General features: G+C 70.3%; 18 protein-coding genes. 5 read left to right on the top strand and 13 right to left on the bottom strand.

Annotated elements, in window-relative coordinates:
• Positions 1–2 precede the first annotated feature (2 nt).
• From VF106_RS05795 to VF106_RS05780, 4 genes are read right to left on the bottom strand one after another with little or no spacing between them, the layout of a single operon-like run.
• Positions 3–1,292 (bottom strand): ATP-binding protein, encoded by a 1,290-nt coding sequence (locus tag VF106_RS05795; RefSeq protein ID WP_330838514.1) that lies wholly within the window; start codon positions 1,290–1,292, stop codon positions 3–5.
• Between the two features lie 3 nt (positions 1,293–1,295).
• Positions 1,296–1,955 (bottom strand): response regulator transcription factor, encoded by a 660-nt coding sequence (locus VF106_RS05790; RefSeq protein WP_330838513.1) that lies wholly within the window; start codon positions 1,953–1,955, stop codon positions 1,296–1,298.
• Between the two features lie 10 nt (positions 1,956–1,965).
• Complete coding sequence (locus VF106_RS05785) at positions 1,966–2,145, bottom strand: DUF397 domain-containing protein (RefSeq protein ID WP_330838512.1); 180 nt, start codon at positions 2,143–2,145, stop codon at positions 1,966–1,968.
• A 14-nt stretch (positions 2,146–2,159) separates the two neighbouring features.
• Complete coding sequence (locus VF106_RS05780; RefSeq protein WP_330838563.1) at positions 2,160–2,978, bottom strand: helix-turn-helix domain-containing protein; 819 nt, start codon at positions 2,976–2,978, stop codon at positions 2,160–2,162.
• 119 nt (positions 2,979–3,097) lie between these two features.
• Here VF106_RS05780 and VF106_RS05775 point away from each other — a divergent pair, with 119 nt between their 5' ends.
• Positions 3,098–3,307 carry a hypothetical protein gene (locus VF106_RS05775; protein ID WP_330838511.1) on the top strand — a complete coding sequence of 70 codons (210 nt, stop codon included), beginning with the start codon at positions 3,098–3,100 and terminating at the stop codon, positions 3,305–3,307.
• A 12-nt stretch (positions 3,308–3,319) separates the two neighbouring features.
• Positions 3,320–4,105 (top strand): histidinol-phosphatase, encoded by a 786-nt coding sequence (gene hisN / locus VF106_RS05770; protein ID WP_330838510.1) that lies wholly within the window; start codon positions 3,320–3,322, stop codon positions 4,103–4,105.
• Here hisN and VF106_RS05765 read toward each other — a convergent pair.
• The 9 genes from VF106_RS05765 to VF106_RS05725 form a co-directional block, all read right to left on the bottom strand.
• Positions 4,072–4,341, bottom strand: a complete 270-nt coding sequence (locus VF106_RS05765) for a hypothetical protein (protein WP_330838509.1) — start codon at positions 4,339–4,341, stop codon at positions 4,072–4,074. The genes hisN and VF106_RS05765 overlap by 34 nt on opposite strands.
• Positions 4,338–6,881, bottom strand: a complete 2,544-nt coding sequence (locus tag VF106_RS05760) for a TNT domain-containing protein (protein WP_330838508.1) — start codon at positions 6,879–6,881, stop codon at positions 4,338–4,340. Before VF106_RS05760 ends, VF106_RS05765 begins: the two co-directional genes overlap by 4 nt.
• Positions 6,882–7,202: a WXG100 family type VII secretion target gene (locus tag VF106_RS05755; RefSeq protein WP_330838507.1), complete on the bottom strand. Its 321-nt coding sequence runs from the start codon at positions 7,200–7,202 to the stop codon at positions 6,882–6,884. It lies immediately after the preceding gene.
• Positions 7,192–7,635, bottom strand: a complete 444-nt coding sequence (locus VF106_RS05750) for a YbaB/EbfC family nucleoid-associated protein (RefSeq protein ID WP_330838506.1) — start codon at positions 7,633–7,635, stop codon at positions 7,192–7,194. Before VF106_RS05750 ends, VF106_RS05755 begins: the two co-directional genes overlap by 11 nt.
• Before the next feature lie 75 nt (positions 7,636–7,710).
• A complete protein-coding gene (locus VF106_RS05745) occupies positions 7,711–8,316 on the bottom strand; it encodes an adenosylcobinamide amidohydrolase (RefSeq protein ID WP_330838505.1) in 606 nt (201 codons plus the stop codon).
• Positions 8,313–8,870, bottom strand: coding sequence for a GNAT family N-acetyltransferase (locus VF106_RS05740; protein WP_330838504.1), 558 nt, complete (start codon positions 8,868–8,870; stop codon positions 8,313–8,315). The genes VF106_RS05745 and VF106_RS05740 overlap by 4 nt, the downstream gene beginning before the upstream one ends.
• 1 nt (position 8,871) lies before the next feature.
• On the bottom strand, positions 8,872–9,813 hold the full coding sequence (locus tag VF106_RS05735) for a hydroxymethylglutaryl-CoA lyase (RefSeq protein ID WP_330838503.1): 942 nt from the start codon (positions 9,811–9,813) through the stop codon (positions 8,872–8,874).
• An 83-nt stretch (positions 9,814–9,896) separates the two neighbouring features.
• The gene (locus tag VF106_RS05730; RefSeq protein ID WP_330838502.1) at positions 9,897–10,442 is read right to left on the bottom strand and encodes a PH domain-containing protein; all 546 of its coding nucleotides are present in this window, start codon (positions 10,440–10,442) and stop codon (positions 9,897–9,899) included.
• Between the two features lie 98 nt (positions 10,443–10,540).
• Positions 10,541–11,362 carry a biotin--[acetyl-CoA-carboxylase] ligase gene (locus VF106_RS05725; RefSeq protein WP_330838501.1) on the bottom strand — a complete coding sequence of 274 codons (822 nt, stop codon included), beginning with the start codon at positions 11,360–11,362 and terminating at the stop codon, positions 10,541–10,543.
• Positions 11,363–11,406: 44 nt separating this feature from the next.
• Here VF106_RS05725 and VF106_RS05720 point away from each other — a divergent pair, with 44 nt between their 5' ends.
• The 3 genes from VF106_RS05720 to VF106_RS50840 all read left to right on the top strand — a co-directional run bounded on the left by VF106_RS05720 (position 11,407) and on the right by VF106_RS50840 (position 13,804).
• On the top strand, positions 11,407–13,044 hold the full coding sequence (locus VF106_RS05720) for an acyl-CoA carboxylase subunit beta (protein WP_330838500.1): 1,638 nt from the start codon (positions 11,407–11,409) through the stop codon (positions 13,042–13,044).
• Positions 13,041–13,259: an acyl-CoA carboxylase subunit epsilon gene (locus VF106_RS05715; protein ID WP_330838499.1), complete on the top strand. Its 219-nt coding sequence runs from the start codon at positions 13,041–13,043 to the stop codon at positions 13,257–13,259. The genes VF106_RS05720 and VF106_RS05715 overlap by 4 nt, the downstream gene beginning before the upstream one ends.
• Before the next feature lie 191 nt (positions 13,260–13,450).
• Positions 13,451–13,804, top strand: coding sequence for a transposase family protein (locus VF106_RS50840; protein ID WP_414638875.1), 354 nt, complete (start codon positions 13,451–13,453; stop codon positions 13,802–13,804).
• Positions 13,805–14,007 lie beyond the last annotated feature (203 nt).

Here is a 14,007-nt window from a genome sequence, read left to right as displayed (position 1 = left end):
GCTCAGCGTGGGGAGCGTTCCGCCGGCCAGCGGACGCCCTGGACGTCGCCTGCTCGGGGGACCGGGAGGAACACCGTGAACGTGGCCGGGCGTTTCGCGGACAGCTCCAGACGGCCGCCGTCCGAGTCGACCAGTGCGCGGGCCAGTGCCAGGCCAAGGCCCGTGGAGCCGCCGCCCGAGACGCCGCGTTCGAAGACGTGCTCGGCCAGTTCGTCCGGAACGCCAGGGCCCATGTCGGTCACCTCGATGACCACTGTGTCGTTGCCGCTCGTCCCCACGCTCTCACGGGCGGACAGCGTGACGGTGCCGCTGCCGTGACGCAGTGCGTTGTCCAGCAGCACGCCGATGACCTCGCGTAATCGGCCGGGTGACACCTTCGCGTACAGGCCCGCTTCCACTCGTACTTTCAGTGATCGGCCCGCGGCTCGGAGCGGGGCACGCCACTCCTCCGTGATGCTCGGCAGGTCGACGGCCAGGTCGACGGGCTCGGCGCCTGCCGACCGTGCTTCGCGGGCGGCGGCCATCAGCTCGTCCAGCACCTCCGCCAGGCGCTCGGCCTGCTCCAGCGCCGCCTGTGCCTCGCCCGCGACCTCCTTGTCGGGGACGACCGTCAGCTCCTCGATCCGCAGCTGCAGCGAGGTCAGACGGCTGCGGAGCTGGTGGGAGACGTCGCCGGCCAGCTCACGCTCGCGTTGCACCAGCTCGGCGAGTGCGGTGGCGGACGCGTCCAGCGCCTCGGCCACGGAGTCCAGCTCCGGGATGTCGTAGCGGGTGCGGTCCAGCCGGAAGTCGCCAGCGCCGAGGCGGGAGGCGCGGTCGGCGACGTGCTTCAGCGGGCGGCCGAGGCGCTGGGCGGTGACGGTCGCGACGGCCGTGCCACCGCCGATCGCCGCGATGACCACCAGCACGACCAGCAGCGCGACCTGTGTCTGTGTGGTCCGCATCGGCTCGGCGTCGATGGAGAGGCGGACTTTGCCGTGCTGGACGATCGGCTCCTCCTCGGTGACCGTCTCCCCCTCCAGCGTGGAACCCGTCTCCGCCCGCTGTCCGGGCAACGTCACCAGGAGGTGGCCACCGGGCGGCACGGCCAGCTCGACGATGTCGAGGTCGAGGTCACCACCGTTCGAAAGCTGGTCGTCGAGGAGGGCCGCGATCTGGCGGGCACGGGCGCCGAGCTCCTCGCGCGTGATGCTTTCGACGACCGCGGTGGCGGACAGGCCGAGCGGGACCCCGAGCGCGGTCGCGGTGACCGTGACGGCCAGCACGATCGCCAGGAGGATACGACGGCGCACGGGCTAGTCCGTGTTGAAACGGAAGCCAACACCGCGCACGGTCGCGATGCGGGAGCCGCCCTGCCCGACCTTGCGACGCAGCCAGGACATGTGCATGTCCAGCGTCTTGCTCGTGCGCAGCTCGGGGCCGCCCCAGACCTCGTCGAGGATCTCCTCACGCGTGACGACCTGGCCGGCCCGCTGGATCAGGACCCGCAGCAGCTCGAACTCCTTGTTGGCGAGCGTGACCTCCTCGCCGTCCACGATCACCTGGCGCGCAGCCAGGTCCAGCTTGACGCCGTTGACCTCGATCGTGCCGGGCGCCTGCCTGCGGAGAAGAGCCCGGATGCGCGCCAGCAGCTCGGCGAGCCGGAACGGTTTGGCAACGTAGTCGTCCGCCCCGGCGTCGAGACCGACCACGAAGTCGACCTCGTCGGCACGCGCGGTCAGCATGAGCACCGGGATGCCCCGGCCGGCGGCCCGCAGCCGACGGCAGACGTCCAGCCCGTCGATCCCGGGCAGGCCGAGGTCGAGCACCAGCAGGTCGACACCGCCGCCGTTGGCCACCTCGTAGGCCTGATGGCCGTCGGCGACCACCTGGACCTCGTAGCCCTCGCGGTTCAAGGCCCGGGACAGGGGGTCGGCGATCGCCGCGTCGTCCTCGGCAAGCAGCACCACACTCACGGTGCTCAGACTATGCCTGCTTCCCCCGGAGATCAGCGCGGAAAGCGTCCCAGCTCACGGTGGGGAAGGTGAGGTTGGGCCCGGAGGTGTTCTTCGAGTCCCGCACGGCAACGGCCTCGGGCACGAAGGCCACCTCCACACAGGCGCCGTCGTCGCTTGCATTACTGCGGCTACTTTTGCGCCACTCCATCACATTCCTCTCAGCTAGCTGGCGACCTCGGCGATCAGGTGCCGCGAGTCCTCTTCGGAACGCGCGGCGGCCGATAGCCTCTTCCATGCCAGCCTAGCCCGGCCAATGAACTCCTCATCCTCCAGGAATGTGGCTGTGGTCCGGCCGTCCTCGTAGCAGAGGGTGGGCTGATCAGGGCATTCGAGGATGATCAACGGCCCCTGCGTGGCGATTGCGGCCTCCGCATCGAATGGCAAGACCTGGATGCGGATGTGCTGGCGAACGCTGGCGGCCTGCAGGTATTGCAACTGGCCAACCATCATCGCGGGATCATCCATCGCGCGACGGAGTGCCATTTCCTCGATGATCAAGCTCAGGCGGGCGGGATCGGCTCGGTCGAGCACTCGCTTCCGGTTCATCCGCACCGCCACCATGTTCTCGATCTCCTGATCGGTTCGGTTGGTGGCGGCCTTCCTCATCAGAGTGCGGGCATACTCGGCGGTCTGCACCAGGCCAGGTACGAGCAGCGGCTCGAAGTTGTAGATGGCCGTCGCCACGGTCTCGTAGCGGATCAGATCGCGCAGCAGCCTTGAGATGGGCGCCCCACCGATCTCGTGCCAGTTTCGCTCATTTCCGGAGCGGACCAGTTCCATCAACTCTTGCCGGATTTCCGCCGGCACGCGAAGGAACCCGAGAACAGCGGCGACGTCGTCTGCGTAGAGGCCGCGCTCTCCGGTCTCCATTCTGCTGACTTTGCTCTCGGACCAGCCGAGCGCTCTCGCGACTTCCTTGCAGCTCAAACCACGTTTGATGCGCCATGCCCGCAGCTCTGCCGAGACTCGCCGCTGGCGCATCGACACGCCTTTTCGCCTTGCCATTCCGCTAGCTTCTCGTCATGCCACAGTGGCACGAAAGCGACGTCACCCGATCGGTAATTTGCGGGACCATATGGCGTGGCGCGACCGTTTCGGGCATGGAGATGACCTGGGAAGTCAGTGGGGCGTACGCGAACTGGACGTTGACGGTGACGGTCGGGCCGCCCGACCACGAGTGCGTGTACCGCGACGACTGGCGGGAGGAGCCGTTCAACCGGCTGCACCTGCACTTCGTGGACGTCGTGAACCTGCTCGAACTCGGCCGTCAGCTGCAGAACACCCCCGGGTACCCGCCGGCGTTCCCATGACAGCATCGCGGCATGCACTCTGACGACCTCGCCGTCGCGTTGCGGCTCGCCGATGCCGCTGACGAGATCACCATGAGCCGGTTCCTGGCGTCCGACCTCGTCGTCGACCGCAAGCCGGACCGCTCGCCCGTGACCGACGCGGACACCGCCGTCGAGGACACCGTTCGGGAGATCCTTGCCGAGCTGCGTCCCGACGACGACATCGCCGGGGAGGAGCGGGGCGGCGTCATCGGGGACGGGCGGACGTGGGTGCTCGACCCCATCGACGGCACGAAGAACTTCCTGCGCGGCAACCCCGTGTGGGCGACCTTGATCGCGTTGGTGGACGGTGGGACGCCGGTTGTCGGGGTGGTCAGCTCGCCGGCGATGCCGCGGCGGTGGTGGGCGTCGGCCGGTGGTGGGGCATGGCTCGGGGAGCGGCAGTTGAGGGTGTCGGGGGTGGCTTCACTGTCCGACGCCTATGTGTCGACGACCGATCTTGGGGCGTGGGTGGAGTACCAGACGCGGGAGGCGTACCTCGCGCTGGTGGACGCGTGCTGGGAGAGCCGGGCGTTCGGGGACTTCTGGCAGCACGTGCTCGTCGCCGAGGGCGCGCTCGACCTGTCCGCCGATCCGATCGCGAACCCGTGGGACCTGGCCGCCGTCCAGGTGCTGGTGACCGAGGCCGGCGGACGGTTCACGGGCCTCAACGGCAAGCCGGGTTTCGCGCACGGCGACGGGCTCGCGTCGAACGGGCTGCTGCACGACGCGGCGCTGGCGGTGCTTCAGGCGGGGGTCAACGCGCCACGCACGACCTGAGCCCAGGTCAGCCTGCCGAACAGGTAGTGGCAGGCGACCTGCTCGTTGGTGAAGCGGGCCCAGTCGTAGCGGTTGCCCTGCTCGCGCCAGAAGACTTCCCAGGCGTAGGTGCCGTCCTCGTCGGGGTTGTCGTCGCGGACGAGGCACCACGCGTTGTCGGCCTCGGCGCCCACCGACACGACCTCGGCCGGCACGCCGACGGCACCCAGCCACTCGGTGATGGACTCGGCGTTCATGCGATCTCCTCGAGGTACCCGAGCGCGACGAGCTCGACGGCGGAGTAGGTGGTGCGGTAGCGGACGCCGCCGCCTGGCTGCCCGAACCACGCGGCGGACACCGCACGCCACGCGGGAAGCGGCTTGGTGACGCGGTAACGGCGGTAGCCGGTGTCCTTGTGCGGCGGCGGCAGGGACCGCTGCGGGAAGGCCGTGCCGTCCTCGGCGAAGACCCGGCCGTGCGGCGTGCCGAAGCGGTCGATGACGGTGTCCGCGGCGAGGACTTCCGGTTCGCCGGGGGCGCTGCCGCCTTCGGGGTACTGCTCGCTGGTGGGCCAGTTGTACTCGAGGCCTTCTGGGCTGATGCCGTGCGCTGTGACGCTGCCGAGACGCACCAGGTAGCGGCGGTCCCAGTCGCGTTCGTGGTTGCCGCCCAAGGGATCGTGGTTCTCGAGGAGCGTCTGGACGGTGGGGTGGTCCGCGGTCAGGCCCGCGCTCGGGGTGACCAGGGGCCGGTCGGGCGCGGGGGTCGTGTCGACCAGGTCGGACTGGGGGTGGTCCCCCGGCTCGAAACGGAGGCCTGCGGCGTAGTCCAGCTCCTCCGGGGGCGGGGGCGTCTGGCGCGCCGGCCGGTAGGAGGCGACCGGCAGGTGGCCGATCGGGAACATGTGGATCCAGAACGCGGCCAGGACCTCGTTGCGTTCGCCTCGCGGGGGTGGGGCACCGGGCGGGCCGGCCATTTGCTTGCGTGGCAAGGGATCCTGCGGCCGGTCGGCCGGGAGCGGAGCCGCTGCCGGGGCCGGCGCCGGGGCGAACGCCGCCGCGCGGGCGGCCGCGGGTGGTCCAGCCGGTGCGCCAGGTCCGGCTGGTGCGGCCGGAGCTGGGCCGCCGCCGGGTGCGGGTGCGCCGCCGACCACGGGTGGTGCGGCCGGGACGCCCGCGAACGGGGCGGCCTGTCCCCCGCCGAACGCCGGCGCGGGGGCGGCGGGGTTGGCGAGTGGTGCGGCTGCCGCCGCCGGGGGCAGGTTGGGCTGGGCGGCAGCGGACAGTTCGAGCCCACCGGCGAACGCCTGCACGGTCTGGCCGGTCGGCGGGGTGGGGACGTCGCCGGGGAACTGGTCCGCTGGTACGGGACCGGTGATCGCGCCGGGATCGCCGTGCGGGAATTCTCCGGGAAGACCCGGCACGATGCCGCCCGGGTGACCTGGACCGACTTCCACGCCGACCGGCGGCAGCTCACCCGGCGGCACGGGACCAACCGGGCCTGTTCCCGGTAACAGATCCCCGGGCTGGCCAGGTCCGCCCGGCTGCCCAGGACCCGTCCCGGGCAACAGATCCCCGGGCTGCACTGGCAACACACCGCCAGGATTCCCCGCACCGGGCTGACCGGAACCCGTCCCAGGCAACAGGTCCCCGGGTTGGCCCGGCAGCACGCCGCCCGGCTGCCCAGAACCTGTCCCCGGCAGCAGATCTCCCGGCTGCACCGGCAGCACACCGCCAGGCTGCCCAGAACCTGGCAACAGGTTGCCGGGTTGGCTGCCTGGCACAACCTGGTCGGCGGTATCGCCCACGAGGGCTGTGCCGTGGTGCACGAGGTCGGAGGCACTGGCCGAGGCGGCGCCGGGCAGCGCACCCGCGGCCCCGCGGGCCGCATCCGTCGCACCCTGAGTGGTGTCCGACACCGAGTGAATGACCCCGTCCACCAGACCAGTGCCCTGGCGCACCAAGTCCGCCGGAGCGCTCGCAGCGCCAGCGGGCAGCCCGCCCACCGCACCACGGGCCGCATCCGTCGCACTCTGAACGGTGTCCGACACCGAGTGAGTGACCCCATCCACCAGACCAGTGCCCTGGCGCACCAAGTCCGCCGGAGCGCTCGCGGTGGCAGCGCCGGGCAGCGCACCCACCGTGCCCACAGCGCCGCGGGCAGTGTCGGTCGTGGTCTGCGTGACGGGTTGGGCGATGTCCGTCACCGTGTGGGTGACCGCGCCCGTGCTTGTTCCTGCCAGTAGGTGGTGGCCCGGGCTCGCGTTCACCGGGTTCTGGACCGTTGCCATGTCCACGCCGGACGTGGGCTGCACCGCGCTGACCAGCTGTGACTCGATGTTGGCCACGTTCGCCGCGGTGCCTCGTACGGCCGTGTCCAGACCGGCCAGTGCGAGCGGCTGGCCGGCTTGTGCCGCGGCGTGGGCAGCGTCCTGGTTCTGGGCCAGGTTGACCAGGTTGCGGACGATCTCCACCTTCGCGGTGCCGACCTGGTTCGCCGCGTGTTCGAGGCGGTCGGCGGCCGCGTTGCAGTCTCGGACGGCGGCGGTCAGGTGGCCGGTGTCCGGTTCGACGAACGCCTTCCACTCCGTCGACGCCGCCGATCCCGCGTCGCCAGCGACCGAGGACAGGGCGGAGCGGGCCGTGGTGTCGGCGTCCGTCGCGAGGGTGGACATGCTCGTCGCCGTGTCGCGCCAGGCCTGGGCCTGTCGGGCCATCGCCTCCTCGTCGGCTTCCGGCCATGCGACGCCAGCCTGCGCGGCCACGTCCGCAAGCTCCGGTGGCAGCTCGATGCCCATTTACTGCTCCGCGGCTTTGAGGTGGTCGGTGCCGGCCTGGTCCACGGCGCGGTATGTCTCAGCGGTGTCGGACAGGCGGGTGCCCACCGAACCCAGCCGCTCGGAAAGTGCGGACAGCCGGGCCACCGTGTCGTCCGCGGCGCCGGAGTGGACGGACGAGAAGGCCTGGCCCACCGCGTCGCGGCCCCAGCAGGCGCCGTCGGCGGACAGGGCGTCCGTCAGTTCTTTGTGGATGGTGCCCATCCGACCGACCAGTGGCTCGAACTGCGCCGCGCGCGCCGCCAACTGGTCGGCGTCGACCTCGAAGCCGTCACCGTGCATCGCGTGTGCTCCCCGAACGCATCCACGTCGTGTTCTCGAACGTCTCGTCCGGCTCGACCAACTCGATCGGAGGCATCAGTTCCTCCGCCGACAGGTCGGCCGTGCCACGTAACAGCGCGTCCGGATCGGTGTCGGTCGGCAACACCGGGGCCAACGCCTCGGCGGCCGCACGGGTGGCCCTTGCCGTGGCCTCCGCCGTCGTTCTGATGATCACCGCCGCCAGCTGGTCCGGGCGCAGGGACCGGTACGCGTTGTCCGCGATGTCCAGATCGGACAGCGAGCCGGACGCGGACACGGTCACCGTGACGAGCCCGTCCTCGCTGGTCACCGTCTCGCTGACGGTCGCCAGTTGGCGCTGCACAGCCCCCAACTGCTCCCTGCTCCGCCGGTAGCCGGCAATCAGGTCCTCGACCTGCGCTCTGTGGTCAGCCACCACGGCCACCTCCGCTTGGGGACGGCATTGGTCCCGTGTTGGACGCTCACGCACCCCACACGGTTCCGTTGATTCTCACAGCCTCGCGCGGATCGCGCCGTGCACCGCGCGGGCAAGTGCGGCACCTGTCGGTGAACGTGGGCCGCCGAACGTCTCGGCGTCGCCGGTCACGGGGCAGAGGATCGCGACCGCGTCCGTCGGGGTGCCGGTGCCGGGCACGCCCGCCTCGAACAACGCCTGCGCCTTGGCCTCGGCGACGGTCGCGACCGTGTTGACCAGCGCCGCCGGGGTGAGCCGCCTTGGCAGCCAGCAGATCGCGTTGATCGTGCCGACTGGCTCAGGAACGGCGGTGCGGCCGGCCGCCCACGTCGGGTGCGCGCCGATGCCGGTGGTCACCGAGGCCCGGACACCGCTGTCGGCGCGGTGCTCGACCTCACGGACGTCGACCGCGGTGAGCATGCCGATGCCAGGGCCGGACAGTCCCAGCGCGGCGGCGATCTCGGCCAGGTGCCGGTCCGGGTCGGACCGGTCGTAGTCGGGGGAAACGGTCGCGTTGAGCACCCAGTTCCGCTCGCCGATCCCGCCGCCGAGCACTGCGGACGAGATCGCGAACCACGGCGCCTCGGCCCGCTGGACGAGGACCGGCGCGCCGTCGACCAGTGCGATGAAGCACGCCTTCATCGCAGTTTCCTGCGGACGAGGGCGCGGCGGGTGCCGCGGTGTTCTATCAGGTCGAAGCCGGCGGCGAGGAACATCGCGAGCGTGCCGTGGTAGAGGTCGCCGGAGCCGCGACGCCCGCCCTCGGTGTCCACCGGATGGCCCTCGACGGCCACCGCGCCGTGTCTGCCCGCGTAGTCGACCGCCGCGTCGAGCAGTGTCGCCGCCAGGCCGCGGCGGCGGGCGGTGCGGTGGACGAAGAAGCAGGTCACCGACCAGGTGTCCGGGCCGGCGTCCGAGCGCGTGATCTTCGAGTTCGCCAGCCTCGGGTAGTTCGGCCGTGGCGCGACCGCGACCCAGCCAAGTGGTTCGTCGTCCTCGACCGCGAGCAGACCGAGGTGCGCCGATGTGTCCACTTGGGACCGCAGGAACGCCTTGTTGCCCTCGCCCCAGCCGGCGTCGACCTCGGCGGCTGGTCGCAGGAACCAGCAACACCAGCAGCCGCCGACTGTCTTGTTGGCACTGAACAACCGCTCCAGGTGCGGCCAGGAGTCGGTGGTCAGCTCGACGATCTCCACGTCAGCCCCGCAGCGCGCGAACCACCCGGGACGGGCTCGGCCGGCCCAACTGGCCCGCCATCCACGCGCTCGTGTCCGCCAGCTTGTCCAGGTCGACGCCAGTCGCCACGCCCAGACCGTCGAGCAGCCACACGAGGTCCTCGGTCGCGAGGTTGCCCGTCGCGGACTCGGCGTAGGGGCAGCCGCCGAGCCCGCCGGCGGAGGAGTCCACTGTGGTCACCCCGTGCCGCAGAGCCTCCAGCGTGTTGGTGAGGGCCTGGCCGTAGGTGTCGTGGAAGTGCACGGCCAGCGCGTCGACCGCAGTGCCGGCCTTCGAAAAGGCGGTCAGTAGGGCGGCGACCTGACCCGCGGTCGCCACGCCGATCGTGTCGCCCAGCGAGAGCTGCGAGCAGCCCATGTCGAGCAGCCGCTGCCCGACCGCCACCACCGACGCCGGGTCGACGGAACCCTCCCACGGATCGCCGAAGCACATCGACACGTAGCCGCGAACGTCGAGCCCCTCGGCGACCGCGCGCGTCACCACCGGTTCGAACATCGCCATCTGCGAGTCGAGCGTGCGGTTGAGGTTCCTGCTGGCGAACGTCTCCGTGGCGCTCGCGAAGATCGCGATGTGCTCGACACCGGCCGCCAGTGCCCGGTCCAACCCACGCTCGTTGGGCACGAGCACGGGATAGCGGACGCCCTCCCGCCGCGTCATCCCGGCCAGCAGTTCCTCGGCGTCCGCCAGCTGCGGCACCCACTTCGGGTGCACGAAGCTTGTGGCCTCCAACGTGGTGAGGCCGCCGTCGGCCAGCCGGTCGAGGAACTCGAGCTTCACCGACACGGGCACGACCGCGTCCTCGTTCTGCAGTCCGTCCCGCGCCCCGACCTCCCAGATCGTGACGCGATCCGGCAGACCGGGGGCCGGCACCCGGGTCGGCAGCCCGAGATCCCGAGCGGTCACAACCGCACCTCGCCCACTCCTCGCAGGCTCCGAGTGGGCGGGCGCCGGTCGTGGTGTCTCATGGCTCGCTTCGCAAGCTCCGCTCACCGCCGGCGCTGGTCGCCCTGCGGCGGGAGCTGCTGGGTCTGCTGCACGAAGTCGTCGTGCGGGTTGTCGTTGATCTCCCGGTACAGCAGCGTGTGCACCTTCTCGACCTGCGGGATGTCGTCGAACTCGAGCGGCTCCTGCGACGCCGACTCGATGATCAGCGTGCCGCAACCGAAGATCCGGTCGATCAGCCCGTGCTCGAAGCGGACGCTGTTGATGCGGGCCAGCGGGATGTCGATGCCGGTCCGGTTGATCACGCCCTCGCGCGCCATCACGCGGTCGGTCGTGACGATGAAGTGCGTGGTGCGCCAGCGCACGAACGGGATGAAGAACAGCCACACGAGGAGGATCAGCGCGACCGCGCCGATCGCGATGAAGCCGATCGTGCTCCAGGACTGGTCCTGGACGAGGATCGCCAGCGTGATGGCGGCCGCGACCGTGACGATGAGGATGATGTAGGGGAAGAGCAGCATCTTCCAGTGCGAATGCCGGTGGAAGACGACAGCTTCGCCGTCGCTGAGCAGGTCGTCTGGGTAAGCCACGGCGTCCTCCCGGTTTCAACACGCCTCGCCGACGGTGTCGCGGTAACCGTACCGGCGCGACACCCGTTCGCGTGGGCTGACCCGGGAAGATCCCCCGGTCAGTCCGCCTTCAGATGCACCACGTCACCGGCGGAGACGGCCTTGGGGGTGCCGTCGTCCAGTTTGATCAGTAGCTGACCGTCGGCGTCGACGTCCACCGCGACCCCCGTCAGGGCCGTGCCGTCCGGGAGCTCGGCACGAACCCGCTGGCCGATCGTGCCGCAGGCCTCGCGGTAGCCGGTGATCACGCCCGACCGCACGATGTCCCCGTCCGACAGCCGCCACGCGGCCTCCATCTCGGCGAACGCGCGCAGGAAGCTCGCGGCGATCTCGTTCCGGTCGGTGACCGTGGCACCCGCGTCGGTGAACGAGCCGACCGGGAGCCCGCCAGGACCGGGCTCCGCGCCGGGTGGCAGGGCGGTGACGTTGAGACCGACGCCCACGACCGTGGCCTGCCCCGGACCGACCTCGGACAGGATGCCGGCCGCCTTCGCCCGGTCGGTGCCGACTAGCAGGTCGTTCGGCCACTTCAGGACGGCGTCGACGCCGGCGGTCTCACGGGCGGCGTGGATGAGCGCGAGGCCGGCGACCATGCTGAGCGTGCCGAGCCGGCCCGGCGGCACGGTGGTGGGACGGACCAGAACGGAGAGGTAGACACCGGAGCCCGCTGGCGACGCCCAGGTGCGGGATCTCCTGCCCCGCCCGGCGGTCTGCTGCTCGGCGATCAGGACCGTGCGGTCCGCGGCACCCTCGGCGGCGGCGCCGAGCAGGTCGGCGTTGGTCGAGCCGGTGGTTTCCACCACGTCCAGCGCCAGGTACGGACCGTTCGGTGCGACGAGCTGCTCGCGCAGGGCCAGCACGTCCAGCTTGTTCTCGGTCACATGTGTGAACCTACCGGTAGTAACCCGTGAGTAGGCTCCCGGACATGAGCAGCGCGACCGAGCCCCTAGGTCAGGCGCCCAGCGGCGAGACCGATATCCACACCACCGCCGGGAAGCTCGCCGACCTGTACCGGCGCAGCGACGAGGCGGTGCACGCCGGCTCCGAGCGGGCGGTGGCCAAGCAGCACGCCAAGGGCAAGATGACCGCCCGCGAGCGCATCGACATGCTGTTGGACCCCGGGTCGTTCGTCGAGCTGGACGAGCTCGCGCGGCACCGGTCGACCAACTTCGGCCTCGAGAAGAACCGGCCGTACGGGGACGGCGTGGTGACCGGCCACGGCACCATCGACGGGCGCCCCGTGTGCGTGTTCAGCCAGGACGTGACCGTCTTCGGTGGCGCGCTCGGCGAGGTGTACGGCGAGAAGATCGTCAAGGTGATGGACCTGGCGATCAAGACCGGCCGGCCGATCATCGGCATCAACGAGGGCGGTGGCGCGCGCATCCAGGAGGGTGTGGTGTCGCTGGGGCTCTACGGGGAGATCTTCGTCCGCAACACGCGGGCGTCCGGGGTGGTCCCGCAGATCTCGCTGATCATGGGCGCGAACGCGGGCGGGCACGTGTACTCCCCCGCGCTGACCGACTTCGTGGTGATGGTCGACCAGACCTCGCACATGTTCATCACCGGCCCCGACGTGATCAAGACCGTCACCGGTGAGGACGTTGGCTTCGAGGAGCTGGGCGGCGCGCGGACCCACAACACCAAGTCCGGCAACGCGCACTACATGGGGGCGGACGAGGAAGACGCCATCACCTACGTCAAGGAGCTGCTGTCGTTCCTGCCGTCCAACAACATGTCGGACTCGCCGGTGTTCGACGGTTTCGCCGAGGAGGGCTCGGTGGCGGCCAACGTCTCCGAGACCGACCTGGAGCTGGACACGCTGATCCCGGACTCGCCGAACCAGCCGTACGACATGCACGAGGTCATCACCCGCGTGCTCGACGACGGCGAGTTCCTCGAGGTGCAGGCGATGTTCGCGCCGAACATCCTGTGCGGCTTCGGTCGGGTCGAGGGCCGCGCGGTCGGCATCGTCGCGAACCAGCCGACACAGTTCGCGGGCTGCCTGGACATCGACGCGTCGGAGAAGGCGGCCCGGTTCGTGCGGACGTGCGACGCGTTCAACGTGCCGGTACTGACCTTTGTGGACGTTCCGGGCTTCCTGCCGGGCACCGACCAGGAGTGGAACGGCATCATCCGCCGCGGCGCGAAGCTGATCTACGCGTACGCCGAGGCCACGGTCGGCAAGGTCACTGTGATCACGCGAAAGGCGTACGGCGGCGCGTACGACGTCATGGGGTCCAAACACCTTGGCGCGGACATGAACCTGGCGTGGCCGACGGCCCAGATCGCGGTGATGGGTGCCCAGGGCGCGGCGAACATCGTGCACCGCAAGACACTGGCCCGCGCGGTCGACTCCGGCGAGGACGTGGACGCGTTGCGGATCCAGTTGCAGCAGGAGTACGAGGACGCACTGTGCAACCCGTACGTGGCGGCGGAACGCGGCTATGTGGACGCGGTCATCCCGCCGTCCCACACGCGCGGCCACGTCGCGAGGGCACTGCGTTTGTTGCGCGACAAGCGGGAGACACTGCCGCCCAAGAAGCACGGGAACATCCCGCTATGAGCGAGCGCCCGCATCTCCGGATCGTCAAGGGAAACCCCTCTGACGAGGAACTCGCCGCACTGGTGGCTGTCGTGTCCGCAGTGGACGCTTCAGCTTCGGACTCGGCTTCCGAGGAGTCGGCGCGGAACTCGGCCTGGTCCGACCGCCGCGGCCTGGTCCGTGAGCCACTGCCCCACGGCCCTGGCGCGTGGCGCGCATCGGGATTTCCGCGCTAGCCCCGAGTCGCGGCCACCCGCTGGTGGCCGACGTCTCAAGGGTGCCGGGTGCGACGCTGCCCAACCGCGAGACCGCCGCCCGGGTTCAACGCCCCGACATCACCTGAGCGGTAGGCATCCCCCACCGATACCCGCAGGGGTTCGTCAAAGTCGATCACCCGCATGGGAGCAGGCGCGGTCTCTGGTTGATCATGTGGGTGTCTAAGTCGCACGATCATGTGAGAGCTGTGCCTGCTGTTGTATCTTCCCCGATCACTCCTGTGTTGGATCGTCTGGGCCGGGTCAACCTTCAGCACGCCGCGGACTTGCGGGTGTGTCTGGGGCGGGTGACCGATCGGCGTGCTCGACGGGGTGCTCGGTATTCGTTGGCCTCGATGTTGACCATTGCGGCGGTTGCGGTCGCGTCGGGAGCGCGGTCGGTGTTGGTGATCTGGGATTGGGTCAATGACCTGCCGCTGTGGGCGCTGCGGGTGCTGGGTGCGTGGTGGAGTCCGCACCGGAATCGGTTTGTCGGGCTGGGGAGGCCACGTTACGACGCGTGCTGATGCCGCCGCTGATGCCGTGTCCGGGGGCTCAGCACCGCCGCAACTGCCGGTGCCAGTGCCGCTGGTCATCGCGGTGGATGGCAAGTCGTTGCGGGGACACGTTCGCCCGTACCGGCGCACCAACATCGCCCCAACACTGCGCCGCATGGCCCGCGACATCACCCGAGACCGTTTTCATGATCAACGCCAACACAGATGGTTGC

The organism is Actinophytocola sp. (assembly GCF_036378875.1).
Classification (GTDB): domain Bacteria; phylum Actinomycetota; class Actinomycetes; order Mycobacteriales; family Pseudonocardiaceae; genus Actinophytocola.
The sequence above is the reverse complement of the archived record's forward strand: the minus strand, read 5'-3'. Positions and strand labels throughout refer to the sequence as shown.